27 protein-coding genes are annotated in these 24,129 nt (G+C 39.6%); 15 read left to right on the top strand and 12 right to left on the bottom strand.

What is annotated here, in order from left to right; genetic code table 11:
- Positions 1-4: 4 nt before the first annotated feature.
- Positions 5-1,084, bottom strand: coding sequence for a putative zinc-binding metallopeptidase (locus MF4642_RS11790; RefSeq protein ID WP_078426338.1), 1,080 nt, complete (start codon positions 1,082-1,084; stop codon positions 5-7).
- A 330-nt stretch (positions 1,085-1,414) separates the two neighbouring features.
- Between MF4642_RS11790 and MF4642_RS11785 the strand changes: the two genes are divergently transcribed.
- The 4 genes from MF4642_RS11785 to MF4642_RS11775 all read left to right on the top strand — a co-directional run bounded on the left by MF4642_RS11785 (position 1,415) and on the right by MF4642_RS11775 (position 3,906).
- Positions 1,415-1,906 carry a hypothetical protein gene (locus MF4642_RS11785; RefSeq protein ID WP_004693036.1) on the top strand — a complete coding sequence of 164 codons (492 nt, stop codon included), beginning with the start codon at positions 1,415-1,417 and terminating at the stop codon, positions 1,904-1,906.
- Positions 1,907-2,225: 319 nt separating this feature from the next.
- Positions 2,226-2,348 carry a hypothetical protein gene (locus MF4642_RS17260; RefSeq protein WP_004693037.1) on the top strand — a complete coding sequence of 41 codons (123 nt, stop codon included), beginning with the start codon at positions 2,226-2,228 and terminating at the stop codon, positions 2,346-2,348.
- Between the two features lie 4 nt (positions 2,349-2,352).
- A complete protein-coding gene (locus MF4642_RS11780) occupies positions 2,353-2,808 on the top strand; it encodes a CopG family ribbon-helix-helix protein (protein ID WP_078426337.1) in 456 nt (151 codons plus the stop codon).
- A 75-nt stretch (positions 2,809-2,883) separates the two neighbouring features.
- The gene (locus tag MF4642_RS11775) at positions 2,884-3,906 is read left to right on the top strand and encodes an ABC transporter substrate-binding protein (protein ID WP_078426336.1); all 1,023 of its coding nucleotides are present in this window, start codon (positions 2,884-2,886) and stop codon (positions 3,904-3,906) included.
- Between the two features lie 111 nt (positions 3,907-4,017).
- Here the strand turns inward: MF4642_RS11775 and MF4642_RS11770 are convergent, their stop codons facing one another.
- The 5 genes from MF4642_RS11770 to MF4642_RS11750 all read right to left on the bottom strand — a co-directional run bounded on the left by MF4642_RS11770 (position 4,018) and on the right by MF4642_RS11750 (position 8,170).
- Complete coding sequence (locus MF4642_RS11770) at positions 4,018-4,347, bottom strand: DMT family transporter (protein ID WP_004979541.1); 330 nt, start codon at positions 4,345-4,347, stop codon at positions 4,018-4,020.
- An 18-nt stretch (positions 4,348-4,365) separates the two neighbouring features.
- Positions 4,366-5,250, bottom strand: a complete 885-nt coding sequence (locus MF4642_RS11765; protein ID WP_078426335.1) for a hypothetical protein — start codon at positions 5,248-5,250, stop codon at positions 4,366-4,368.
- Positions 5,247-6,257 (bottom strand): isopenicillin N synthase family dioxygenase, encoded by a 1,011-nt coding sequence (locus tag MF4642_RS11760; protein ID WP_078426334.1) that lies wholly within the window; start codon positions 6,255-6,257, stop codon positions 5,247-5,249. Before MF4642_RS11760 ends, MF4642_RS11765 begins: the two co-directional genes overlap by 4 nt.
- Before the next feature lie 72 nt (positions 6,258-6,329).
- Positions 6,330-7,226, bottom strand: coding sequence for an ABC transporter ATP-binding protein (locus MF4642_RS11755; protein WP_078426333.1), 897 nt, complete (start codon positions 7,224-7,226; stop codon positions 6,330-6,332).
- Positions 7,226-8,170 carry an ABC transporter permease gene (locus tag MF4642_RS11750; protein ID WP_078426332.1) on the bottom strand — a complete coding sequence of 315 codons (945 nt, stop codon included), beginning with the start codon at positions 8,168-8,170 and terminating at the stop codon, positions 7,226-7,228. The genes MF4642_RS11755 and MF4642_RS11750 overlap by 1 nt, the downstream gene beginning before the upstream one ends.
- A 186-nt stretch (positions 8,171-8,356) precedes the next feature.
- Here MF4642_RS11750 and MF4642_RS11745 point away from each other — a divergent pair, with 186 nt between their 5' ends.
- From MF4642_RS11745 to MF4642_RS11710, 8 genes are all read left to right on the top strand, one after another.
- Positions 8,357-8,725 carry a hypothetical protein gene (locus MF4642_RS11745; protein ID WP_004693046.1) on the top strand — a complete coding sequence of 123 codons (369 nt, stop codon included), beginning with the start codon at positions 8,357-8,359 and terminating at the stop codon, positions 8,723-8,725.
- Positions 8,726-8,728: 3 nt separating this feature from the next.
- Positions 8,729-9,154: a hypothetical protein gene (locus MF4642_RS11740; protein ID WP_078389282.1), complete on the top strand. Its 426-nt coding sequence runs from the start codon at positions 8,729-8,731 to the stop codon at positions 9,152-9,154.
- A 127-nt stretch (positions 9,155-9,281) separates the two neighbouring features.
- On the top strand, positions 9,282-9,533 hold the full coding sequence (locus tag MF4642_RS11735) for a hypothetical protein (RefSeq protein WP_004693049.1): 252 nt from the start codon (positions 9,282-9,284) through the stop codon (positions 9,531-9,533).
- A 33-nt stretch (positions 9,534-9,566) separates the two neighbouring features.
- Positions 9,567-10,292: a zeta toxin gene (locus MF4642_RS11730; RefSeq protein ID WP_078426331.1), complete on the top strand. Its 726-nt coding sequence runs from the start codon at positions 9,567-9,569 to the stop codon at positions 10,290-10,292.
- Positions 10,293-10,765: 473 nt separating this feature from the next.
- Positions 10,766-11,182 carry a YeeE/YedE family protein gene (locus MF4642_RS11725; RefSeq protein WP_078426330.1) on the top strand — a complete coding sequence of 139 codons (417 nt, stop codon included), beginning with the start codon at positions 10,766-10,768 and terminating at the stop codon, positions 11,180-11,182.
- Positions 11,183-11,184: 2 nt separating this feature from the next.
- A complete protein-coding gene (locus MF4642_RS11720) occupies positions 11,185-11,607 on the top strand; it encodes a DUF6691 family protein (protein WP_078426329.1) in 423 nt (140 codons plus the stop codon).
- A complete protein-coding gene (locus MF4642_RS11715; RefSeq protein WP_078426328.1) occupies positions 11,604-12,473 on the top strand; it encodes an MBL fold metallo-hydrolase in 870 nt (289 codons plus the stop codon). The genes MF4642_RS11720 and MF4642_RS11715 overlap by 4 nt, the downstream gene beginning before the upstream one ends.
- 232 nt (positions 12,474-12,705) lie before the next feature.
- A complete protein-coding gene (locus tag MF4642_RS11710) occupies positions 12,706-13,479 on the top strand; it encodes an alpha/beta fold hydrolase (RefSeq protein WP_078426327.1) in 774 nt (257 codons plus the stop codon).
- On the opposite strand, the gene MF4642_RS11705 is transcribed toward MF4642_RS11710, so the two are convergent.
- The 6 genes from MF4642_RS11705 to tssH are packed head-to-tail and all read right to left on the bottom strand — an operon-like array spanning position 13,480 to position 21,076.
- The gene (locus MF4642_RS11705) at positions 13,480-14,448 is read right to left on the bottom strand and encodes a M15 family metallopeptidase (RefSeq protein WP_004979568.1); all 969 of its coding nucleotides are present in this window, start codon (positions 14,446-14,448) and stop codon (positions 13,480-13,482) included.
- Positions 14,445-15,044, bottom strand: a complete 600-nt coding sequence (locus tag MF4642_RS11700; RefSeq protein ID WP_078389290.1) for a hypothetical protein — start codon at positions 15,042-15,044, stop codon at positions 14,445-14,447. The genes MF4642_RS11705 and MF4642_RS11700 overlap by 4 nt, the downstream gene beginning before the upstream one ends.
- 11 nt (positions 15,045-15,055) lie before the next feature.
- Complete coding sequence (gene icmH / locus MF4642_RS11695; RefSeq protein ID WP_078426326.1) at positions 15,056-15,853, bottom strand: type IVB secretion system protein IcmH/DotU; 798 nt, start codon at positions 15,851-15,853, stop codon at positions 15,056-15,058.
- Positions 15,854-15,864: 11 nt separating this feature from the next.
- Positions 15,865-17,229, bottom strand: a complete 1,365-nt coding sequence (gene tssK, locus MF4642_RS11690; protein ID WP_078389292.1) for a type VI secretion system baseplate subunit TssK — start codon at positions 17,227-17,229, stop codon at positions 15,865-15,867.
- 5 nt (positions 17,230-17,234) lie between these two features.
- Entirely contained in the window at positions 17,235-18,365 is a 1,131-nt protein-coding gene (gene tssA / locus MF4642_RS11685; RefSeq protein ID WP_078426325.1) for a type VI secretion system protein TssA, read from the bottom strand.
- A 23-nt stretch (positions 18,366-18,388) separates the two neighbouring features.
- On the bottom strand, positions 18,389-21,076 hold the full coding sequence (gene tssH / locus MF4642_RS11680; RefSeq protein ID WP_413772809.1) for a type VI secretion system ATPase TssH: 2,688 nt from the start codon (positions 21,074-21,076) through the stop codon (positions 18,389-18,391).
- Between the two features lie 360 nt (positions 21,077-21,436).
- Between tssH and MF4642_RS11675 the strand changes: the two genes are divergently transcribed.
- Genes MF4642_RS11675 through tssC form a run of 3 tightly spaced genes read left to right on the top strand, consistent with a single transcriptional unit; the run spans position 21,437 to position 24,105 of the window.
- Positions 21,437-22,087, top strand: coding sequence for a hypothetical protein (locus MF4642_RS11675; protein WP_078426324.1), 651 nt, complete (start codon positions 21,437-21,439; stop codon positions 22,085-22,087).
- A gap of 40 nt (positions 22,088-22,127) precedes the next feature.
- Positions 22,128-22,631, top strand: a complete 504-nt coding sequence (tssB, locus tag MF4642_RS11670) for a type VI secretion system contractile sheath small subunit (RefSeq protein WP_005399429.1) — start codon at positions 22,128-22,130, stop codon at positions 22,629-22,631.
- Positions 22,624-24,105, top strand: coding sequence for a type VI secretion system contractile sheath large subunit (tssC, locus tag MF4642_RS11665; protein WP_078426323.1), 1,482 nt, complete (start codon positions 22,624-22,626; stop codon positions 24,103-24,105). Before tssB ends, tssC begins: the two co-directional genes overlap by 8 nt.
- Positions 24,106-24,129 lie beyond the last annotated feature (24 nt).

Genomic DNA, 24,129 nt, shown 5'->3' with positions numbered 1-24,129 from the left:
CAGCTCAAGCAATTTGGCGAGCAAAGGCTTTACCCAAAACATGTTTATGTATAAATCGTAATTTATCGAGGACTGGTCCTGAGAGCGTAAATGGATAAGCATCTTCTAAACCCATACTGCGATTTAACGCATTTAAGTTAAAAGTCAGTGTCATCCACTGTTTGAGTAGTACATCAAAATCTTGAGCGCCGATTGGATTTTCGTAAAAGGTTAAGTCATGGGTATCTTTTCGATTATTGCGCACAATTAATCCTGCATAGTAAGCGGTTTCCAATGTGTCCATCATGTGTAAATAGTGTGCCCATGTTTCTGCCCAGTCTTCCCAAGGATGTGTGCTGGCATAAGAGCTGACATAAAACTTGTCCCAGTTTTGCGGTGCCCCATCTTCATAGTGGCGTTGTAGTGCTGCATTATAGTCTTGACGCTCATCTCCAAAATACTGACGGAACTCGTCGACCAGCTCAGGATGTAGCGATTTAATGAGGTCAAAATAATAATGCCCACTTTCATGTCGGAAATGTCCCAAAAGTGTACGGTAGTTTTCACCCATTTTAATACGGGTCGTTTCCCTATAGATGACATCTGCTTCACTGGCATTGAGTGTGATAACGCCGTTAGCATGTCCTGTCAGCACAGGGTGCTCTGGTTCAGGCATGAGAAAATTAAAACGGAGTCCGTAGCGATCGTCGTCGTTATATTTGGGCCTTGGCATAATATTCAGGCGTTGCATTAAATACAGAAAACGCCGTTTAGCATGTTCGAGCCGTGACCAATAGACGATATGATCAGGGTTGTCGAGAGTAGGAATGGTATATGTGAGTACACAAGACTCACAGTAGATGTCGTTGCTCTCTGCAGGTATAACCCAATTACAGACCTGATGATGCTGATAGTTATAACAAGGCTTATAGCGCTTCGTCTGGTATTTTTTATTTAGCGCTAACCAAAGCACAGGGCTATGCTGTTCAAAGCTCCCCATATCTTTTTCTGATGCAATATAACCGAGTGTAGTTTGGCAGCTCACACATTGTGAGTTGGCAAAAAAGACTTGGTTTTGACAGGATGCGCAACTAAAGAATTTCATCGGCGGCTATGTCTTTGGTGAGCTTTTAGAACCAGTATAAAGGATGTTGATTCCCTTCGTCATGTTCTGTCATCTGTTTTGATAGGCTTGCAAAGTTGAGTATTCATTGAGAGCATATTAGAAAAGAATACATGTGCTTGGTTAGTAGCGAGCTTTTCAGTGGGTTCTTTTCTTTCATATTTGTATAAAGAGATACAAATTTTAAAATTTATAACCTGAATGAACGAAAAAGCTTGATTTAGGTGCAGATTCGTCAAAAATAGGGACTGGGAAAAATCAAAGCTTCATTTTAGAATTTCAAAGCCTTTTAAGTTTCTGGGAGTAAATATAATGATAACGAACGTATCGCCAAAAAAATGGCTACTCATGAGTTTGGGGGCGATGTTGCTTTCAGGTTGTGCGACAACCTCTACAGACCCAAGTCGTCAAAATGTGGGGACCACAGGGTTACTCATTTGTGCGCAGAATGAGCTTTGTCCAGTGGTCACTGTGAGCTGGAATGAATCCAACAAAGAGCTGCTTAAGTTAAAAATGCATTTGAGTAGTACTTACAATAAATATGAGATTCATAAAGTTGAGTTTACAAATGAGAAAGACTTTCAAACTTTTGCTGTCACTGGGCCAACCGAGCATGATCATGTTTTAGGTACCAACCGTTCGACCAATTATATTTTAGCGCCTGTAAATTTGATGAGTAGCTTAAAAGGTACAAATTCGATCAAAATGAATATTTATACAGATCAAGGTATTATCTCTCGATATGTGTATAAAGATGGCGTCTCAGCTCCAATCTTGGGTGAGTTCCAAAAAGTTTATCAATAAAAGAAAAATCGCCATCTGGCGATTTTTTTTGCTTATAAGTGAGAGAAAACTAAAAGTTGTGAGGACATACGATCTCATGTCCATAAGGTGTTTTGCCTCTAGGGATGTAAACATTCGGCCTTTGACGGATGAAAAGTCAAGCTGAATAGCCCTAAATGCACTTTGATGTATCAATTTTAAAAATATAAATATTTTTTGCACAAAAAATAAACTTTTTAATGTGCTATTGCTGTCAGTCTAATCAAAAAAATTGGCATGTATTCTGCTTAGTTCTAGGTATTACAAAAACCTTTTTTGGTAATACCGAAAGGAGCAGCAAATGTCTAAACAATTCAAAGATGACTTAAATGCATTCTTCATCGTATTTAAACAGTTCGCGGTTGCCATCCTAAGCGCTAGAGCGGGCATTTATATCAAGCAAGATTCATCCGAAAAAGGATAAGCATGTGCCGAAACATAAATTGGCACGGATCAGTATTACTGTGCCTGCACTAACTGTCGATGCATTGGATCAGAAAATTGTTGATCAGCACTATGAAAGCCGTTCTCAAGCAATTGTCGACATGATCAATAAACATTTAATTGCGGATCAGGAGCAACGTAACGCCGTGATGGTGGGGACATTTACCTTGCTCTATGACGCCAGTGTTACGCCACTTAGAGTCCAATTGCTGGACTTACAGCAGCAGTTTTTAGAACAACTGGTCAGCTCACTGCATATTCAGTTAGATGAGCAAAAAATTCTAGAAGTGATGATTTTGCAGGGCTTAACTACAGAGTTAAAAGCGCTAAGCCAACAATTCATTGCTTTGAAAGGTGTGATCAAAGGGCATTTGGAGCTGATGGATGCAGTGATGCCGCCGATTCCACAAAATGAAAAACAGAGAGCGTTGAAATCGTGACCATGTTCACCGCCCTCAATGTCTCACTCCATATATAGCAAGTTTAAACATTTACAGCATCGGGAAAATTGCATCATGATTAAAAAAGCGTTCTTATCAGTCTCTATTGTTTCGACTATTTTATTGGCAGGTTGTGATAACACCGCCAAAATTCCTGAAACAAAAAACAGTGCATCTGAGAGCACAGGCACCAAAAACATCACGATTGGCTACAGTGATTGGCCGGGTTTTGTTGCATGGCAAGTGGCAATTGAAAAAGGTTGGCTCAAAGAAGCAGGGTTGAATGTTGAGTTTAAATGGTTTGATTATTCATCATCACTTTCTGCTTTTGCAGCCAATCAGCTAGATGCAGTACTGGTGACCAATGGAGATAATCTAGTCACAGCCTCTGGGGGCACTCAAGGTGTCATGATTATGGCGACAGACTATTCCGCAGGTAATGACGTGATTATCGCAAAAGATGGAATTAACAGCATTGCTGATTTAAAAGGCAAAAGTATTGCTACTGAAAAAGGCTTGGTTGACCATCTATTGCTAAGTACAGCACTGACAGATGCAAAAATTAAGACCAATGACATTAAATTGGTTAATTCTATGACCAATGAGCTTCCACAAGTTTTTGCCAGTCCAGATATTGCTGCAATTGCGGTCTGGCAACCTGTAGCCAATCAAGCGTTGAAGTCTGTTGCAGGGTCTAAAATTATTTATAGTTCTAAAGATAAGCCAGGTTTAATTTATGACACGCTGACTGTAAATATGAGCCATCTTTCTGCCAATAAAGAAGATTGGAAAAAGATGATCCAAGTGTGGGATAAAACAGTCAAATATATTAATGACCCTGCAACACATGAAGACGCCGTGAAAATTATGTCTAACCGTGTTGGCGTCGATCCGAAACAATATGAACAATTTATTGGCGGGACGCATTTACTCGATTTGACAGCCAATAAAACCGTCTTTAAAAAAGGTTCAGGTTTTGACTCGATTTATGGCTCAAGCTACCACGTAAACAAATTCAACGTTGAAAATGGTATTTATAAAACAGAAATGGATGTTGATGGTGCAATTTATCCAGCTTTGGTTGAAGAGTTAAAGTAAGATTTCGTAGAAACTAAAAGCCCAAGTTAACTTGGGCTTTTTTGTATGAGTGTGTTTAAAAAGCAAAGAAAGATCTAATGTTAAATAAAGAGTAGATTTTAAGGCATGTATTTATAAATGCGTACTTTTAGAAAACACATGAATAATCACGATGCCGATAATCATAAAACTTAAACCAACAACCGCAGCAAAGTCGAGCTGCTGTTTAAAGTAAATCCAACCGACTGTAGAAATAAGAATAATGCCCGCACCTGACCACAGTGCGTAAGCTAGCCCCATAGGGATGGATTTAAATGTTAGACCTAAGAAAAAGAGTGCAATTGCATAACCAACAATAGTTAAAACAATAGGTAAAGGTGCAGTGAAACCATTGGTCGCTTTTAATGCAGAAGTCGCGAGGACTTCTGCAATCACGGCGATCAATAAATAGAGAAAAGCCATAGCTTATTAAAAGCTCCCTTACGCAACCACAGTTGCATGATGCATGAGGTGATGTTGTTCTTGTTTCAGCCAATGCTGACTGTCCGCCGTGGTAGATGTTATATTTTGAAAAGTGTATTCAGGTTCATACACATCCACGACAAACACCAACTGATATGCTTCGCCACCGATCAATTTACGCTGTATGAGGGTTTCAACATCAACGACTTCAAAACCATCTAGGATGAGTTGTTGTTGAGCCATTTGGGTGCAGCTTGAATATTGAATGAGCTGATCCTGAGTTGAAACCGATACTTCATAGCTTTCAATTTGATTTAAGTCAGAAGGACTTTGCTCCACATAAGAAAGAACCCCTAACGCGTCTATATTCTGTTGAATTTGGGGTAAACGTGACTGTGCATATGCCATATGCTCACCGCAGATGATGAGACCGCCATCGAGCAAAATGTCTTGCTGCGTGGCAACATGTACGGCTTTGACTAAGCGTAGTCCTAAAAATAAACCCGTACTGGCTTGTTGACGCCAGTCTTCAACATAGCCATTACTGGGTGAGAACTCCAAAATACAATTGCCAATGCTATGCAGGGTTGCAGGCTCAGGCCACTGGGTATGGTTCTGATAATTACTACTTAGCTCCCATGACAGTGATGCATTTTGTGCATCCCAATGCGTATAACCGACCCATGCTTGACGCTCTACGATAGGTGTATCTATTACAGATTTGAGACGTAGGTCAATGGTGAAGCTCTTGGACTGAAACCAATACACAATCGTATTTTCATCTGTCAAACCATTGTAAAAGCTAATACTTTTACGTCGAAATGCGCCCATTAAATAGGTTGGTACACTGCCTGAAGCAGCTGTGATAGGTTTTAACTGACTTAAAGTTTCGAATAAATTCATGGAGTGTACTCCATGTGTGACTCAGTCAGACCAAAAGAATAAAGCGGTTCGGCGTTCTTTAAGACCAGTTCACCACTGGCTACACGTTGTTTTAAATAATAAAAGGTTTGAGCCGTTTGATTAAACAAATGTTCTCCACCTGCCAGTGGCGCATATTTAGGTGGCTCATTTGTATTAATCGGTTGGATGACATAGTCATAGTCACAAGAAAAAAATAAAGGGAAGGAGTAGCGTTCTTGTTGGACTTTTTTGACCCGATGTTTGGTGGCTAAATATTTGCCATTGGACAATATTTCCATCATGTCACCAATATTCATCACCAAGGTATTTTCAAGTAGGGGAATATCAATCCACTCACCTTGCTTAGTGAGGACTTGTAAACCGGGTGCTGTCGGCAGTAATAAAGTAAAGCACTCATAGTCGGTATGCGCCCCGATGCCTTCTGCATCTGTTGCTTGAGGGTTATATGGATAGTGAATGAGGCGTAACTGGCTGGGTGCATGTTGAATATGCACATCAAAAAAGTCTTCTTTTTGCTCTAAAGCCAGTGCAAAACAGCGAAATAGTTGATAACCAATGGCTTTTAAGTGCTGATAGTACTGTGAGACATTGAGTTTAAATGCGAGATCATCTGGCCATTGTGTCGGCCCTAGTAAGGGATAATTTAATGCAGACCCTTGATAGTCATAATTCACATCATAAGATTCTTTTAAATCGTAGCTGTTACTCGAAAACTGTTCCTCACCTATAGGCACATAGCCACTATGGTTGACCGATTTGCCAATATAGTTTTGCATTTTGAGTGCTTCATCTTGGGCAAAATAGTGCTCCGCGATGTCACATAACTGTGCAAATAATGTAGGTTGAAATTGATCACCTTTGAGGTAGAGAAAACCAACTTCTTTGCAGGCCTGATCAAGCGCTTGAGCAACTTGCATACGCTCATCTAGATTTGGGCTATTTAAAAGGCTGATATCCACCAGTGGAAGGACATATTTATCTTGCATGGTAAAATCCTCGCGTTGGCCGTCCAACAGTGCATAAAACCTAAGGGTCGTCCCTCAGGCTAGATCAATGAGTTACTTGTGCGTACTGACTTGGGTCATACGTGGAATTTTGGGTAAATCTTCCAGTGCTGGGTCAAGCTCTTCTTCTTGTGTATGTACTAAGAAATCGACTCGCTCTCGAAGTTGCTTAAAGGCAGGGCTGGACATCAGTTCAGCGCTTCGTGGGCGGGGTAAATCCACCTCAATAATTTCTTTAATTTCTCCAGGATTGGCTTTAAGGGCTACGATACGATCAGCCAGTAAAATAGCCTCATCCATATCATGGGTTACAAAAATGATGGTGATATCAATGTTTTGCCATAAGTCCATTAGGTGTTTTTGCATTTTTTGACGGGTATGCGGGTCAAGCGCACCGAAAGGTTCGTCCATCAGTAAAATTTTCGGTTCATTGACTAAAGCACGGGCAATCGCAACACGTTGCTTCATCCCGCCAGACAGTTGATGCGGATATTGGTTTTCATACTTCTCTAAGCCAATAATATTGATCCATTCTCGTGCAGCCGCTTCGGCTGAGGCATGACTTGCACCTTTCATCAGTGGACCAAACATCACATTTTCTTTAACCGATTTCCAAGGAAATAAGGTATAGCCTTGAAACACCATGCCTCGCTCTGGGCTAGGGCCTGAAATGGGCTGTCCATCTACTAGTAATTCGCCACTGCTATATGGGTCTAGACCCGCAACAACACGACTAAAGGTCGATTTTCCACAACCAGACGGGCCAATCACACAAATAAACTCTCGCTTATGAATTTTCAAATTGAGCTGATTTAAAATCGTGCGTGAGTTTTTACCATGCTGAAAAACTTGACTAAGTTGTTTGGCCTCTAAAATGACAGGACGTTGATAAATGTGATCAAAATACTGACGAGCATTGAATTCTGGCGTTCTTATATCTGTAGTTATCATTATTTTGCTCCCGCTTTCCATTTAAACAGATGTTGTCCGAGTTTCATTAAAATCACATCACAGACCAAGCCAATCACCCCAATAATTAAAATCGCAGCATAGACATTGTCAAAGTTCTGGTAGCGTGCTTGCTGGGTAATAAACCAAGTGATCCCTGTGGTGGTGCCAATCAACTCAGAGACAATCAAGTAGGTCCACGCCCAGCCCAGCAAAACACGTAAATCACGGTAAATATCGGGTAACGCCGCTGGAATGACCACGTGAAACAGACTTTTTACTTTATTCGTCCCTAGGGTATAACCCGCTTCAATCAGCCCGCGGTCCACCATACGCGTAGTATTGGCAATAATCAGAATTTGCTGAAACAGCGTCCCAATCACGATGATGGCAATTTTTGGTGCATCATTAATGCCTAATATTGCAACAGCCAGTGCACCAAAGGCAGGCGCAGGTAAGTAGCGAAAGAACTCAACAAAGGGTTCAGTGAGCTGGGAAATTTTGTTGGAAAAACCACATAAAATCCCCAATGGAATACCAACGAGTGATGCAATAAAGAAAGCACTAAATACAATCTTGATACTGTGCCAAAGACTTTGATGAAACCATGGTGCATCGGCTTGAGCTGGTGGTGTAGTAAATGCCGTCACTAAGGCTGTCGCAACTTGATGAGGTGCTGGTAAATAAATGGGATTGACCAAATTACCTTGCGGCGGTTCAGTGCCTGTATTGACAGCATTTTGCGCTTCTGCATAGAACACACTTTTGTCTATACGGCTACCGACTTGTAAAAAAGAGACACTGCCAGAGTTGGTGATTTGTACCTGAGGGTGCCAAATAAAGGGCAAATAACTCACAGCACACCAAATGAGGATTGGTATTAGAAATGATCCAAAGCCCAGCAATATTTTGCTTTGAGGACTGAGTTCTCGTGCGACATAACCCATAGTTGCTTAGCCCCGATATTACTTTTTTTATAAAACGTAATACTGTTAAGCAAAATGGATGCCAAATTTGTAGTGATATTGAGTGTTCACCTGTGTGCTAATTGTTTAAATAAAAACAGCCTTTGACCTAAATATGTTTTAAAATGCGCTATCGATAGATTGACGCTCAAAAGGGGGCAGCATCGCATGGCACAAAAGTCACAACAATCTGCATTGAATGAATTGATTGCAGAACAGAAACTACTGTGTGAAGAATTTGACTCGGCTTATGTTGAAGTAAAAGGTGATGATGTCGTTGCTGTTGCTGTGCATACTTTGAATCAAGAACCCATTGTTGGTTTACGTAAAAAACCAGAAACTGAAGAGAATGTCGCTTGGTTTATCTATGGTGGTGAATTGGGTGAAGGACAAGACTTTTTTACAACCATGACTGTACGTGAGTTACAAGATATCTTGCCCGATGTACTTCCGTACTTGGCTCTAAGTGAAGGTTACCGTTTTATGATTGATGGTGATGACTATGAAGACGTTTGGAAAGAAGGCGATGAGTCTTAAGATATGAAAAAACAGACATGGACGTTGCTTAGTTTTTCGTTATTTTTATTATCGCTTCTATCAACCCAGAGTTATGCAGAAACAATAAAACTGACTCAGGCGCAATATGACCAGAAAATGGCTGAATATACCGCAACGGTGAATTCGACTAAAACTGTTCTAGATTCAAAAGATAACCAAGCAACTGCAACAGAAATGAAAACCGCATTTTGTCAGCGTATGGATGCATATCATCAAATTGCTGCGCTATCTAAAGCCAATATTGAGTTAAGTACCGCTTCAGTGATGCTGATGGTGGCCAACCGTTATCTTGATCAGCAAGAAAAAAGCCTGACCGATGCAGGGATGAATGAAAGTGCCTTCTGCCCAACGGCTAAAGCTTTAAAAGTTGAAGATACGAAACGATTAAAAAGTAAAGTAACCGAATAAGACAGCATGGAATGAGTGTAGAGATTAAGATCTAATTTATTGTTTCAGGATGCTGTATAAATAGACAATGTCCTCGATTGTGTTAAGATAAATAAAAATCAACCATCGTTTGAGTAGGAGTTGGTGTATGGCAGCTTATACCGACATTAAAGTAGGCAAATATGAGGATGATATGATTCCTAAACTTGCCATTCATGCTTTTCATGATGCTTTTCAAAAAGCAACCACTCGTTCGTCTGTAGTTTATGCAAAAGCTGAGCAGTTGGTTGAACGCGATATTCATGGCAATGAAACTGTTTTACAAGACTTAAGTCATGCTTATGTCGATGTAGGCGTTTTACCGACACTGACACGTAAAAAGAAACACGCAACCGTATAGATTGATATGCCACCTCGACAACCTAGAATAAGAATGTTTGCAGGGCCGAATGGTTCTGGTAAAAGCACTGTTAAAGATTACCTCTTGCCCCAACATATTGGGGCATATTTAAATGCAGATGAACTGGAACAAAACTTAAGACAGAGTCAACGCATTGATTTATTGCATTATCATCCTTCCTTAAAAGCTTCAGAGTTGGTCACTTTTCTAAAAAGTAAGAAGCGTCCTCAAGCGGGACAGTTCGTGGACTTACTTGCGCATGAACCAATTGTGCTAGATGAATGGAAGATCGAGTTTAAAACCGAAGAAATTGATTCTTATCTCTGTGCACGCATTATTGACTATATCCGGCTTGAGTTTCTGCGCTTAAAAGTCAGTTTTACTTTTGAGACGGTCATGTCACATATCTCTAAAGTTGAGTTTCTCCGAGAAGCGAAACGTCAGGGTTATAAAACCTATCTATATTATGTCTCAACAGTAGACCCACAAATCAATATTGCCCGAGTCAAGTATCGTGTCAGTGTGGGTGGCCATCCTGTTCCTGAGCAGAAAATTATTGAACGTTACTACCGTAGTATGGATCTGCTCATGCAAGCCATAGAGTGCTGTGATCGTGCTTACTTGTTTGATAACTCTTCTGACGGTATACAAGCGTCTTTTCTTGCAGAAATAGAAGTAGCTGAAACCCTAAAGATGAATGCCGCCGTGTCTAAGCTCCCAATATGGTTTGCAGAGCGCGTATTATCAGAATTCCAATAATCTGCTCAGAAAAAGAGCTGGCTATTTCATCACTTTTCATGTGTCTGCCCGCATAAAAAAATATTCAAAAGTCGCGAATGTGTTTTATAAACCCAGAATAATACTCATGATGTAGAGATGTGCCCTAATTCTATTCAGTTTCTTTAAATGAAAACTACAATGAAATAAAACGAGAGAAGTTAAGTATTTCTAATCTAAAAAAGGCCTGAATACAAAATCTCTCGGGGATATATTCAAGCTTTTTACGTTATTGTGAAGAATAACTATGTAAAAGAAATGCTTTAAGGTGTTATCTAAAAGACTAAAAGCTTCGAGAACGAACAGATAGTAACCATTCAAATATCTAAATCTAGATGCAAGGCCCCGTAAACAGTGGTCATAGACGTGCATAGCATCGATAGATACAAAGGGGGCTTGATTATTTTTTAATTAAATATATTATGAAAATATATATTGTTTTAGGGTGCTTACCAATGCATGATTTTGCGTGGTCTTTTATAGGTGGAATATTACTCGGCATCTCCGCCGTTGGATATTTATATACCAATGGACGAATTGCAGGAATCAGTGGTCTGGTCTCTCAAGTTTTAAATTTAAAAGGGATTATAAATACGCCTGCACTGTGGTTCTTATTGGGACTGTTTATTGTTCCGTTTATATGTGCCTCTTTTGTTCAGCCACAAATCTATATTGAAGCTACACCTCTCATGTTAATCATTGCGGGCGTATTGGTAGGTTTTGGAACGCGATTAGGTTCTGGATGTACCAGCGGGCATGGTATTTGTGGTATCAGTCGTTTATCCAAACGTTCAATCATCGCTACAATGGGTTTTATGTTCGCAGGCTTTATCACTGTGTATGTTGTCCGTCATATGCTTGGAGCAATCTAAAAATGAAAAATGTTTGGGCATTCATTTGGGGTGGATTATTTTCAATTGGGCTCATGCTTTCAGGAATGTCGAATCCTGCGAAGGTGATTGGCTTTTTAGATATTTTTGGGCACTGGGATGCCAGTTTAGCTTTTGTGATGATGGGTGCAATTGCGGTTGCATTTATTCCTTTTCAAAAAGCTGTACGTCAGCCAGATCCAAAAACGGTTTATGGTGAAGCCATACAACTTCCTAAAAATACGAAAATCGACAGAAAACTGATCTTCGGAAGTCTGCTATTTGGTATAGGCTGGGGAATTGCGGGAATTTGTCCTGCGCCGAGCTTTACTTTGATTGGACTGGGTTATTATCAAGCGATCTATTTTATAATTGCGATGTTCGTTGGTGTACTGCTACATCGTAAAGTAATGGAGAAAATGCCATGATGCAAATTGCTCAAGTAAAAGCATTTTTTGATACAGCGAGCAACACGTTTAGTTATGTGGTGAGTGATCCCGACACTCAGCGCTGCGCCGTGATTGATAGTGTATTGGACTATGATGCAGCATCGGCAACGACCAAAACAGAGCAGGCCGATTTAATCATTGCTTATATTCAGGAAAATAGCCTAAGCGTAGACTGGATTTTAGAAACACATGTGCATGCAGATCATTTAAGTGCTGCACAGTATTTAAAGCAAAAACTAGGTGGAAAAATTGCAATTAGTCATAAGATCGAGATCGTACAACAAACTTTTGGTGAAATTTATCACTTAGATATTAAAAGTTTAAACGCTACGCAGTCATTTGATTATCTTTTTGCAGATCATGAGACATTTTTGATAGGTAACATAAAAGCATATAATATTCCGACACCAGGGCATACACCTGCGTGTCTCAGTTATGTCATTGGTGATGCTGTTTTTGTCGGGGACACGTTGTTTATGCCTGACTATGGGACGGCACGTTGTGATTTTCCAAAGGGGAGTGCGGCGGCTTTATTTGATTCAGTGAAGACTTTGTACACATTGCCAGATCAAACGCGGATGTTCTTATGCCATGATTACTTACCCGAAAGTCGTGATCAATACAAATATGAGACATCGGTTTATTCGCAAAAGCATGAAAACATTCATATCAATACTACAACGCAAAGGGGCGATTTTGTCGAGATGCGAAATCGCCGTGATGCAACGTTAAGCATGCCAAAACTGATATTGCCAGCGATTCAAATCAATATGTTTGCAGGCAAGTTCCCTCAACCAGAAGACAATGGTATTTCTTACTTAAAAATTCCGCTGAATTATTTTTAAAATAGAAAAGTAGCAAGACTTAAGGCATTCGGCATCTTTTCACTTGCATAAAATCTGATTCAAAAATCTAATCTGATATTAAACAGATATGTACATCATGCCTTTAAATTTAGCCTAAGCAAATATTTTACTCAAAATAGCCTAAGCAAAATTGAGCTCAATATAAAAAGTCATTTGATTTATTTCCATTAAAAATTCAATATCTATAGCAATCAAATAAAGTAAGTTTCATATGATCCTAAATCATCAATTTCATCAAAATGAGCAGCCGCCTACAAAAACATTGGTCTTTGTCCATGGTTTATTTGGCAGTTTAAGCAATTTAGGGATGTTGGCACGGGAGTTTTATTCAAGCCACCATGTATTACAGGTAGATGTACGTAATCATGGGTTATCGTCACATTCAAATGTGATGAATTATGAGGTTATGGCAGCTGATCTAATTGAAACTTTAGATGAACTCAACATCGAATACTTTTCTTTGATCGGGCATTCGATGGGGGGGAAGCTGGTGATGAAAGTGACCGAACTCGCAGGAGATCGACTAGATCAACTGGTGGTATTGGATATTACGCCTATTGCTTATAAAGAAAATCATCATGAGCAGATTTTCAAAGCGCTCTTTGCAGTACAAAAAGCAGATATTCAGACACGTCAGCAAGCCATTGAAATCATGTGTGAATATCTCAAAGAAGAAATGGTTATTCAGTTTCTCTTGAAGTCTTTTAGCAAAGGGAAGTGGTTGTTTAATGTAGATGCACTATATGAGAACTATGCCCAAATTCTGTCATGGGAAAATATAGAAACATGGCATAAGTCTGCATTGTTTATACGTGGTGGAAACTCACCTTATGTAGCAAAGCCAGAATATATAGAAGCTATCCAATCGCAGTTTTCTCAAGCCCAGATTCAGACGGTGGCAGATGCTGGACACTGGTTACATGCAGAGAAAACTGCGCAAGTTTTGCAAATCATCACTCAATATTTGAGTCAGCCTTCAACCTGATTAACTCAAATTCGCAGCTGAAAGTTGTCCTTCAGAGGTCAGCTTTTCAGCCATTTCCGCAGTTTTCTTTAAATTAGGCATTCGAAATTCGGTATGGCCATAGTCTTGGATCGACTTCCAACGCCCGCCCCAGGTTAAACCTACAGATTCTGCAACTTCACCATAGAGCTGATAGCCACGCATCGCCCATGGATCTCGTTCAGAAATAACGACTTTTCCATCCCGCTTAAATGCGACATCCGCCGCCAATCCAAATTGGTGGTAACTTTGGTAACCACGCGCCAAAGTCGTATTTTTATTGCTGGCTAAAGAATTTTGACGCTGCGGGCTACGATAGCCTTCCAGTAAAACCAGTTCATATCCATGCTGCTCACGCATTATTTTAAATACCATCAGTAAACGTTGTTTATAGCGTGGGTTCATTTTGTGCCACTTACGATCAGCCGTTGCTAAATTGTCATGTGAATGAGTTGAATGTACATCCTGAATACTTGGGTCGTAATTCAAAGCACTGGCTTGAATAGAATTATTATTAAGATCCGCTTGCTCAAGCATACTTGCTTCAACTATGGCCGCAGCAACTAAGGATTCTTCGACCTCTGGTGGTGGAGACAAAATTTGTCCATCAAGTAGGGCATAAATTTGTGGATCCGATTGTCTTAAATAATCCGCTTCGATTTTAGTGGGTGTGACTGGACTGGTAAAAGCAAACATTAAGATGCTAGCAAATAAGAATAGACCCGCAACCAATATCCACCACTGTTGAATATGCCAATGCGATTGCAATTGCTCGGGCGCAGCAGCATGATTTATATGCTGTGCAAAATGACGAGCGGATTGAAATCTTTTTTTTCCTTGAGGAATTAACCCGACAAAAAAGCCAGCAAATTTTGCTCTGAGTTCGTAGGACAGTGCCAAACCTAGTCCTAGTGCCAGGATTAGAAAAAGCGAAAAAAGAGCATAAATCATAGTCTGATAGTAGCTGGCATTGGGGCTTCGACGGTACGAGTTGTAATTTTGGTTTGTACACTACCTGTGGGAGATTCTTCGGATTTTTCCACAGCCTGTTCTGCTTTGGTTACTTTGTCGTGATTTTTATCTTTCGGTGCGGCCGAACTTTGCGTTGACGAGTTTTGTTTCTTATTTTCTTTTGGTAAGGGCTGCGGACTAGCACTCTTCATCGATGGTGCAGCAACTGTTTCGGTTGGACGAAGAAAAGCTTTGCTTAATTCATCTTCTTTGGGTTGAGGAAAATCAGAAGGCGGCTCAGTTACATTTGAAGGTTGAACACTTTTAGAAGGGACGACTTTAGTCGCTTCAAAAATAGCTTCGGGTTCCTGAGTCGGGGCTTCATTATCAACTGAGGGTTCAGCGACATCGACGCTAGAATTTTGACTAACCTGTATTGAATCATTTTTTTGTTGTGTAAAAAAGTAAGTAAAACCAAGAGTGGCCATCAATACGACACCGCTCAAAAAACCACCAAACGCATAGAGCATAGGTGAAATATTTTTCTTTTTTGTAGACGTCAAAATTTTGACTGAAGTCCGTTTTTCATGAGCCATGGAGTTAGTTCTTAGGGTAAATGAATAGTAATATGTGCCTGTTCTGTTGGCGTAGAAATGACATTTTCATATGTGGCTAAAGAATTCGTACTTTGCTTTGATAACATATAGCGCAAGCCCGCAAAGGATAAGAGTGCGAATACGATTAGAAAAAGTAAAATCCAGTAAAAAGGAAGCTCACGGTGAATCATATGTTTAATTTGATCGGGGAGCGATGCAAAGGGAGAAAAGGCTGCCTTTTTCCCCTTCAAATAGTCAATTTCATCGCCCACACGTGCGACCAAATGGTTTAAATTTTCTATAGACTCAATACGGTATCTACCATGAAAACCCAGAAGCATGCAGTAATGATAAACTTCAAGTGCGGCTAATCGACTATTTCCTTTACGGCGTAACTCTTCTAAAATTTCGAAAAAACGATAACCCGCAAGTTGCGAGCCAAATAAACTAAGCTGTAAGGGACTGATTAACCAACTATTTTGTAGCTCGAAAAATTGTGCATCTTGCTGAGTCACAATGGTTTCATCTAATAATGCACAGTAAGCATATTTAGCATCTTGAATGTCATCTGATGAAAATTGTAATTTTCTGGCTTGGTTTTCAAAACGGTTGAGTAGGGTAATGATTTTTTCGCGAAATTCAGTTGCACTACTCGGTATATATTTGTTTTTCAATAAAAATACAATATAAAACCCGTCATGAAGTAAGTCGACCAAGTTGGTTGTACTGGTGGCTTTGGCGGTCATGGGCTGAGAAATTGAACCAGTTCCAATTTGTCCATCATCAAAAAGTGAAGGGGCATTATTCATGATTCATTTCCTTAGCCATTCATCACAGCAATCAATTCAACAGCAATATCTTGGAAACCTGCTGGAATATAAATACAAATTGACTCGGCATCCAACATGCGTTGGTATAAGTCATTATTCGGTTCAATTTCAAAGTAACTCACACCAGATCGCACTGGAATAGCGGTTGGAACTTGCATTAAATGATGTAAAGGAACTGCAGGGAGTGCGGCGATGACGCGTTGTTCCACATCTACGGTATTGCCGACTTTAAATCGTAACGGAACCAATTGAATTAGTTCGTGACTTTGCATCATGCTGCTAGAAACAGCCAAGTAAAGCCTTGAATCTCGAGTAATTTTGTCTGACTCTAAACTGCCTAACCAATAGGATGGTCGTGTTTCTTTCAATTGGATGCTGATGTAGCGGTTTGAAATAATCGTATCTAATAACTCACGTAGAATAACATCGAGCTGGCTAAAACTTTCTTGTAAATTATGGTGTTGATAGCGAGGTAAATGATCAACCTCATGAGCCGTTGAGAAGGTCAGTAATGAGCCTGTTAAACGTAATAATTCAAAAAACAGTCGCTCTGGATGGATATGCGGGTATTGCAATAAATGATTCAACGTCGCGTGTGCTGTATTGAGTGCATTGACCAGCCAAAATGACACAATGTCACCAGAGCGAAACTCAATCAGTTTTTGCTCGTTTTCTCGATTATTGCTTTGAATGGTTTTAATTTTAGCTTTGATGACATTTAAACTGCGTTTCAAACTCGAAATAAGATTTTCAGAAGATTCAATATGCAAGATAGGCGGAATAAAATGACGATCAAATTCAAATTGGCCTGAGCTTTGACGTTTAATTTTTGCTAAAGCTAAATATAAAAAACCATCAAGCTCTTGATTCGGTTCTGCGTTGACCTCTAACAAGCGAAACTCTGCACGGCGGCGCAATAAGGTGATATCTGCCGCAGTAGCATCTGTAAATAAATCATGAGTTGAGGTTAGATAAGAATGATAGCGACCGAACTGCGCACTATTTTCAGCGCTCACATTTTTCTTATTGGCTTGTACAATCGGCAAAGCCAAATAAACCAAGATTTCGCCACGTAAATTCAGTTCATCTAATAACACTGGCTCTGGCAGTAAATCACGTGTCGGCGCTTGATAAATTTCACCATCTTGCCAAATCATACTAATACTTTCGAGGGCCAAGATATGTGTGTGTAACTGGGCCTCATCAAATTGAATATTTTGAATGCCATAGGCAAATGGAATTGTGGAACGAATGGTATGATTCAGACGTTGTTCATGATACGCATCTTGTAATTGAAAATGTTGAGGACGTAAAAATAGACCTTCACCCCAAAGTATTTTTTCTGCTTTAAACATTTAGATTACCAATCGTTTGATTCATTTGCTTGTGGTACGCCCAGTAGTTCTTGGACGTTATGCAGTGGATTTTCGTTTTTAATGACTTGATTTAACCACTCATGTAGAGGCATCTGACTCCACTTGATGGTTTTTTGTAACATATAGCTTACGGGACTATGTGGTTCATTGGCTTGGAAATAGTCAGAAATTTCTTGTAATACCAGCATGGCTTGTTCACGGTTTGCCAAGTGATTTTGCGGTTGAACCTGAAAGCCTTTGGATGGATGAACGGTGTTCATGTCAATCTCTTGTTCTTTGTGCTGGGTAAAGGAAAGCGCCTGTGTGGTTATCGTTGCGGCAGCAGAAGACTCAGACGTTTGTGTCGCCCTTACAGGCTGAGTAAAAACATCGGTTTTGTAGAGCTTTTTTAAACTGGTGTGGATATTTTCAAGCTGAGTATCAATCGCAGCAAAGCTTGGTGCGTCTAAGCCCATTAAGGTATCTAACACATTTTTCAAAATTGACCATTCAGCCAGAATTGCCGAAAAATGTTGATAGTTCTGATATTGAAATGATTTTGATGTATTGAACAAGCTCTGCTCAAACTGTTCCAAAATCTGTGAGCTATTGGCATCATCTGTATAACTTTCTACTTGTTTCAACAAATGGTTTTTTTGTCTCAGTAAGGCGTCATAATCACTGAGTGAAAATGCAGGAACATTCACGATAGCGACTTGTTTAATCAGTGGAATCAAATGATTAATTGAACCTTGTAATAAACCTAGACGTTGATCTAAATCGTCTTCTTCAATTTCGGGATGAAGTTGTGTCCAATATTCACTTAGCGTCAGGTGCATAAGCTCTAGGGCTTTTGCTGTGCCTTCGAATCCGTATAAATTTGACCACGCTTCAAGTAACCAGCCCAATAAGCGTAAATCCTTCGATTTTCCCGTGAGAATCTCGATAGATTTTTGTTCAACGAAATGCCAGTCTGCTTGCTTAGGTTCAGCGAGCCAGTCGCCTTGATCGAGTAGTGGATCATCCTGAGTTTTTGCAATTTTGATAGCGTGGAATTCATTGGAAAAAGACAAGTCTTGTCCACATGGTTGATCGCTTGAGATAGGAGACAATAAAGGCTCGATTTCTAAGCTCATAATTTTACACTCTATATATTCTATTAAACTTGATTCGCTTTATTTTTAGCAGGATGTCGTTTCTTTTTAGCCGTGGTCTTTTCGACAGGGTCTAAAACATAAGTAATTTCATCATCTTTGACATCGATCTGAATGACTTTAGGCAAATAGTCTGCTGCCAAAGCTATCAATATCTCTGTGGCTAAAGCTGGCAATATACTGGCATTCAAAATGTGATCAACATTCCGTGCGCCGCTATCGACTTCCGTACAGCGACTTAATAACAGTTCTACCAGTTCCTCTGAATATTGAACTTTGGTTTGGTACTGCTTCTCAAGGCGAGAGGTTATTTTCTTGATTTTATGATGGATAATTTGAATCAGTAAATCATCATGCAGTGGGAAATAGGGAACGATACGCATGCGCCCTAAAAAAGCAGGTTTAAACTGTTTATATAAACTTGGTTTTAACTGCTCTGCTAAGTTTTCCGCAGTTGGCCATGTCTCAATCGGTTGATTCAAACACCCCTGCATAATGGCATTCGAACCTACATTTGAGGTCAAAATAATGGTGGTATTTTTAAAGTCGATGATTCGACCTTCACCATCCTCAAGTGTACCTTTGTCAAAAACTTGATAAAAGAGTTCTTGAACATCATTGTGTGCTTTTTCAATTTCATCCAGTAAAACCACACTATAAGGATTGCGGCGAACCGCTTCAGTCAGCACACCACCTTGACCATATCCCACATATCCTGGTGGGGCACCTTTTAAAGAAGAAACGGTATGTGCTTCTTGATATTCAGACATATTAATGGTGATCAGGTGGGATTCTCCACCATAAAGCTCACTCGCCAGCGCAAGTGCGGTTTCGGTTTTACCGACGCCACTTGGCCCTACCAACATGAATACGCCTTGCGGTTTATTGGGATCATCCAATTTTGCTTTAGATGTTTTAATTCCCTGAACCAGTTGATGTAGGGCAGAGTCTTGCCCCATAACACGCTCAGCCAGTTTGCTTTCTAGGCTGAGGATCTGTTTTATTTCATCGTTCACCATATTGCCAACAGGAATACCGGTCCAGTCTGAAATAATTTCATTAATGATTTGTGCATTAACTCGCTCAAACACTAAGGGATTTTGACCTTGTACAGTGCTTAATTCTTCACGAAGCACAGCAATCTCTTTTTGAGCATTGTTAACAGTTGTATCTTGTTGGCGTTGTTTTATCTGTTCAACAAGCGCTCTTTCTTTTTGCCACTGCGTTTGAGTGTACTCAATTTCACACTCAAGCTGTGCTAGTTTTTGCTTCAAATCGTGCAAGCGCTCATGATGAATCGGTAAATTTTTATGTTCATTTTCTAAAATCTCATATTCAAGTTTGAGATTATGTTGTTGAGCAAGTATCTGATCTAACTTTACAGGTTGTGCATTCTGAGTGAGTGCTACACGCGCTGCGGCTGTATCCAGTACACTAATTGCTTTGTCTGGGAGTTGACGACCACTAATATAACGATGTGAAGAGTGTACGGCTGTGACGATGGCTTCATCATCAATATTTAAATTAAAATGATTGGCCATGACTGGTAGCATGGCACGTAACATATCGATGGCGACATCTTCGGTTGGTTCTTCAACTTTAACGACTTGAAAGCGTCGACTGAGCGCTGCATCTTTTTCAAAATATTGTTTATATTCAGCCCATGTGGTTGCTGCAATGGTACGTAACTCACCACGAGCCAGTGCGGGTTTTAATAGATTGGCAGCATCATTTTGGCCTGCTTGACCTCCTGCGCCAATCAAAGTGTGAGCTTCATCAATAAATAAAATTATAGGATGCGTAGCAGACTGAACCTCTTGAATCACTTGTTTCAAGCGATTTTCAAATTCACCTTTTACGCTGGCACCTGCTTGTAATAGTCCCATATCAAGCGTATGCAGCTGAACATTTTTTAAAGCATCAGGCACTTGGTTGTTCACAATTTTTAATGCCAAACCTTCAACGACAGCCGTTTTTCCTACACCCGGTTCACCAGTTAATATGGGGTTGTTTTGGCGTCGGCGCATTAGGATATCGAGCATTAAACGTATTTCAAACTCACGACCGATAACAGGGTCGATAAGGCCATTTTGTGCCTTTTGGGTCAGGTTAATTGTATATTGATCAAGTGCTGGAGTTTTGTTTTTAGCCAAATGCTGTGCAGGCTCAGTGCTTTCGCTTGGCGCTGTTTCCTGTAAAACGTCTTGTTCGATACTGTTTGAGCATAGGTCTAAAAATTTATGCTTCATTGTATCGATCGGGAACAGTTCAAATTGGCTCGAAGCGCGTAATGCCATTTGATGCAAATCTGGTGCTGTTAAAAGTGCTACCAAAATATGACCTGTTCGAATGACAGGATTTTGTTCGGCTGAAGCAAGTAGCCACGCTTGCTCCAATAAACGAATAATGGATTGAGCAAATATCGGGGTGCGAGTATTTCCTTTAGGCAACTGGGAAAGACTGAGTTGTAAATCCTTAACTAAAAAATCATGGGAAATTTTATATTTTTCAACTAATAAGTGGAGATCATTTGGCTCTTGTTGTTCTAATAATTCAAGAAAAAAATGCTCAATTTCGATTTCATAATTTTGTTGATTAATACAACTATTTGCAGACTTCTCTAGAGCAACGCGCGCATGATTAGATAGCTTCTTAATTAATATTTTAAGGTTATTCATATGTAACTCAGTCATGCTTTATAGCAAAGTTTTTACAAGACAAATATGCCAATGGCTATCTGTGTTTTTAGTGTAAATATAAAATTATTTATAAATTAGCATTTTACAAGCCATTATAAATGCTATTTGGCGAGTATTTTATATATATGCCATCATAATACACAAATGAAATTTAGATAAAAAAGAAGATATATTACAAAAAGCAAACATAGTTACTTTTGAGTAACATTTCTTCCCTTGACTTTAGGTGCCATATTTTTGTTAAATCCAAGCGCATTATATAAGCAGAAAGTATTTACCTAGGGTGTGTATATTTTAAATCGAAGTTACTGATAATAATTTTAATTTTTTATTCATAAAGGTTTGAGGCAAGTTTTGAAAAAATATTATTTAATTTTACCTACATTCGTTTTATTAACGGTGACACCATTTGCTTTTGCAGCGGCAGAAGAGGGTATTAGTTTAAAAAATAAGTGTATTAAAGATTACCCATTGGTAAATGGTGAAACTGATCACAATTTACTGGGTTTATATGCACAGATTTGCGATAGTAAAAATAAAAAAAATGATGAACTAAAAAATAAATTATTGGTTCAAGCTGCAAGCCGCTATCAAGAACTCGGGAAAAGTTATAAAGCACTTCAACTGGTTGAAGAGTTAAATGCGCGAAATATTAATCATACATCATTAACAGATACTCGATTTTTAGCTGGTGTTTCGATTGCAAATACGGCGCTAAACCATATGCGTCAAGAAGAAATGCGCTATTTATCTGCAGATTTAACTTATCCACCTGCAAAAGATTTGTCTAATCTCGTTCGTAATTCTTTGCCTGCGCCAGATACGAGTGATGCAAAGGCCGTGGTAATCAAAGCACCAAAAAAAACCACGCGTAAAATCGCAAGTTCAACCAAACAAACCACAAAGAAAACAACGGCTCAGGTGGCAAAACCCAAAAAAGTTGAGAAAGTACAATCAACTGAAGTGGCGAGCAAACCGAATACAAATCCCTTCAATTCACTTTAAAAAATTTCATTTTTGAAATAATAAAAAATAGGATTTTCATATGGCTAAACGTGAAAGCGTCCAAAAAAAGTTACAGCGTATTCGACCACCTCGGGTGCAACTGACTTATGATGTTGAAGTTGGCGATGCTAAAGAAATCAAGGAATTACCATTTGTTGTTGGTGTTTTAGGTGATTTCTCGGCGGCATCTGAAATAGAAAAAACCAAGCTCAAAGACAAAAAATTTATTAATGTTGATTTAGAAAACATTGATGAAGTCATGGAGTCTTTAGCACCACGTGCAGCCTATCAAGTTGAAAATACATTGACTGAAGATGGTGGGCGTATGTCTGTTGATTTGACGTTTAAGTCGATGGAAGATTTTCGTCCTGAAAATGTGGTTCAGCAAGTGGATCCTTTGAGAAAATTGGTGGAGGCTCGTGAACGTTTGACTGATTTGCGTAACAAAATTTCGAATAATGAGCGCTTAGAAGATCTACTTGATCAAGTTCTGCAAAATACAGATCAAGTACGCAAAATGAGTGTGGAGGCTGAAAATGAATAATGCCCAATCTGCTGCAGTTGCTCAAGATACTACTGAAGAATTTACGCTCTTGGATTCAATTGTTGAACGCAGTCGAATCGCTCGAAATGAAGAAGAGCATGATCGAGCAAAAAGTTTAATTGGCGAGCTCGCTAAAGAAGTAATGGCTGGGACGATTACTGTTTCAGAAAATATGACTTTATCGATTGATAAGCGTATTGCTGAAATTGATGCGCTCATTTCGATGCAGCTCAGTAAAATTATCCATAATGAGCAGTTTCAAAAAATTGAATCTACATGGCGCGGTTTATATTACTTTTGCCAAGAAACACCCTCTAATCCATTGATTAAGATTCGTATGTTAAATACAACGAAGAAAGAATTAATCAAGGATTTTCAAGGCGCAACGGACTTTGATCAAAGTACATTGTTTAAAAAGATCTATGAAGAAGAATATGGATCATTTGGTGGTGCACCATATGCCACATTAATTGGCGATTTTGAGTTTGATCGTACCCCTTCAGACATGTATTTGCTGGAACAAATTTCACATGTTGCTGCAGCTGCACATGCACCATTTATTTCTGCAGCAGATGCCAACATCCTTGGGTTGGAATCCTTTACGGATATTGACCGTCCGCGTGAAGTATCTAAAATTTTTGAAACTGCTGAATATGTCCAGTGGCGTTCTTTCCGAGAAAGTGATGATGCACGCTATGTTGCATTAACAATGCCACGTGTATTAGGCCGTCTGCCTTATCACCCTAAGGAAGGTACGGCGACTGAAGGCTTTAATTTTGTAGAAGAAGTCTCTGGGCAAAATCACGATGAATATTTATGGATGAACGCAGCCTACGCTTTTGGCACGCGTTTGACCAATGCTTTTGATATGCATGGTTGGTGTGCTGCCATTCGTGGTGTTGAAGGTGGTGGCTTGGTTGAAGGGTTACCTGTTCATACCTTTAAAACCAGTGATGGTGAAGTCGTCTTTAAATGTCCAACTGAAATTGCCATCACCGATCGTCGTGAAAAAGAGCTCAGTGATCTTGGCTTTATTCCTTTAGTGCATTGTAAAAATACAGATTATGCAGCATTTTTTGGTGCGCAATCGACACAGAAACCTAAAAAGTATAATAGCGATTCTGCCAATGCGAACTCTGCTTTATCCAGTCAAATTCAGTACATTATGGCCGTTTCACGTATTGCACATTATTTAAAAGCTATGATGCGCGATAAAGTCGGAAGCTTTGCTTCGGCTGGAAACATTGAAACATTTTTAAATGAGTGGTTGGCTCAATATATTTTGCTTGATGACGGGGCTTCACAAGAGGCGAAAGCGCAATATCCGCTGCGTGAAGCATCTGTCAAAGTTGTAGAGAACCCAGCACAACCGGGGCACTACAAATCTGTGGTTTTCTTAAGACCACATTTCCAGTTGGATGAGTTGTCAGTATCACTGCGACTTGTTACTGAGTTACCTCAGTCCTCAAACTAATTTGAGTGCCAACACATAATAACT

Origin of the sequence: Acinetobacter sp. MF4642, from assembly GCF_002018925.1 — a bacterium.
Lineage (GTDB): Bacteria > Pseudomonadota > Gammaproteobacteria > Pseudomonadales > Moraxellaceae > Acinetobacter > Acinetobacter johnsonii.
Note: the sequence above shows the minus strand (reverse complement) of the source record. Positions and strands in the feature narration are given on the sequence as shown.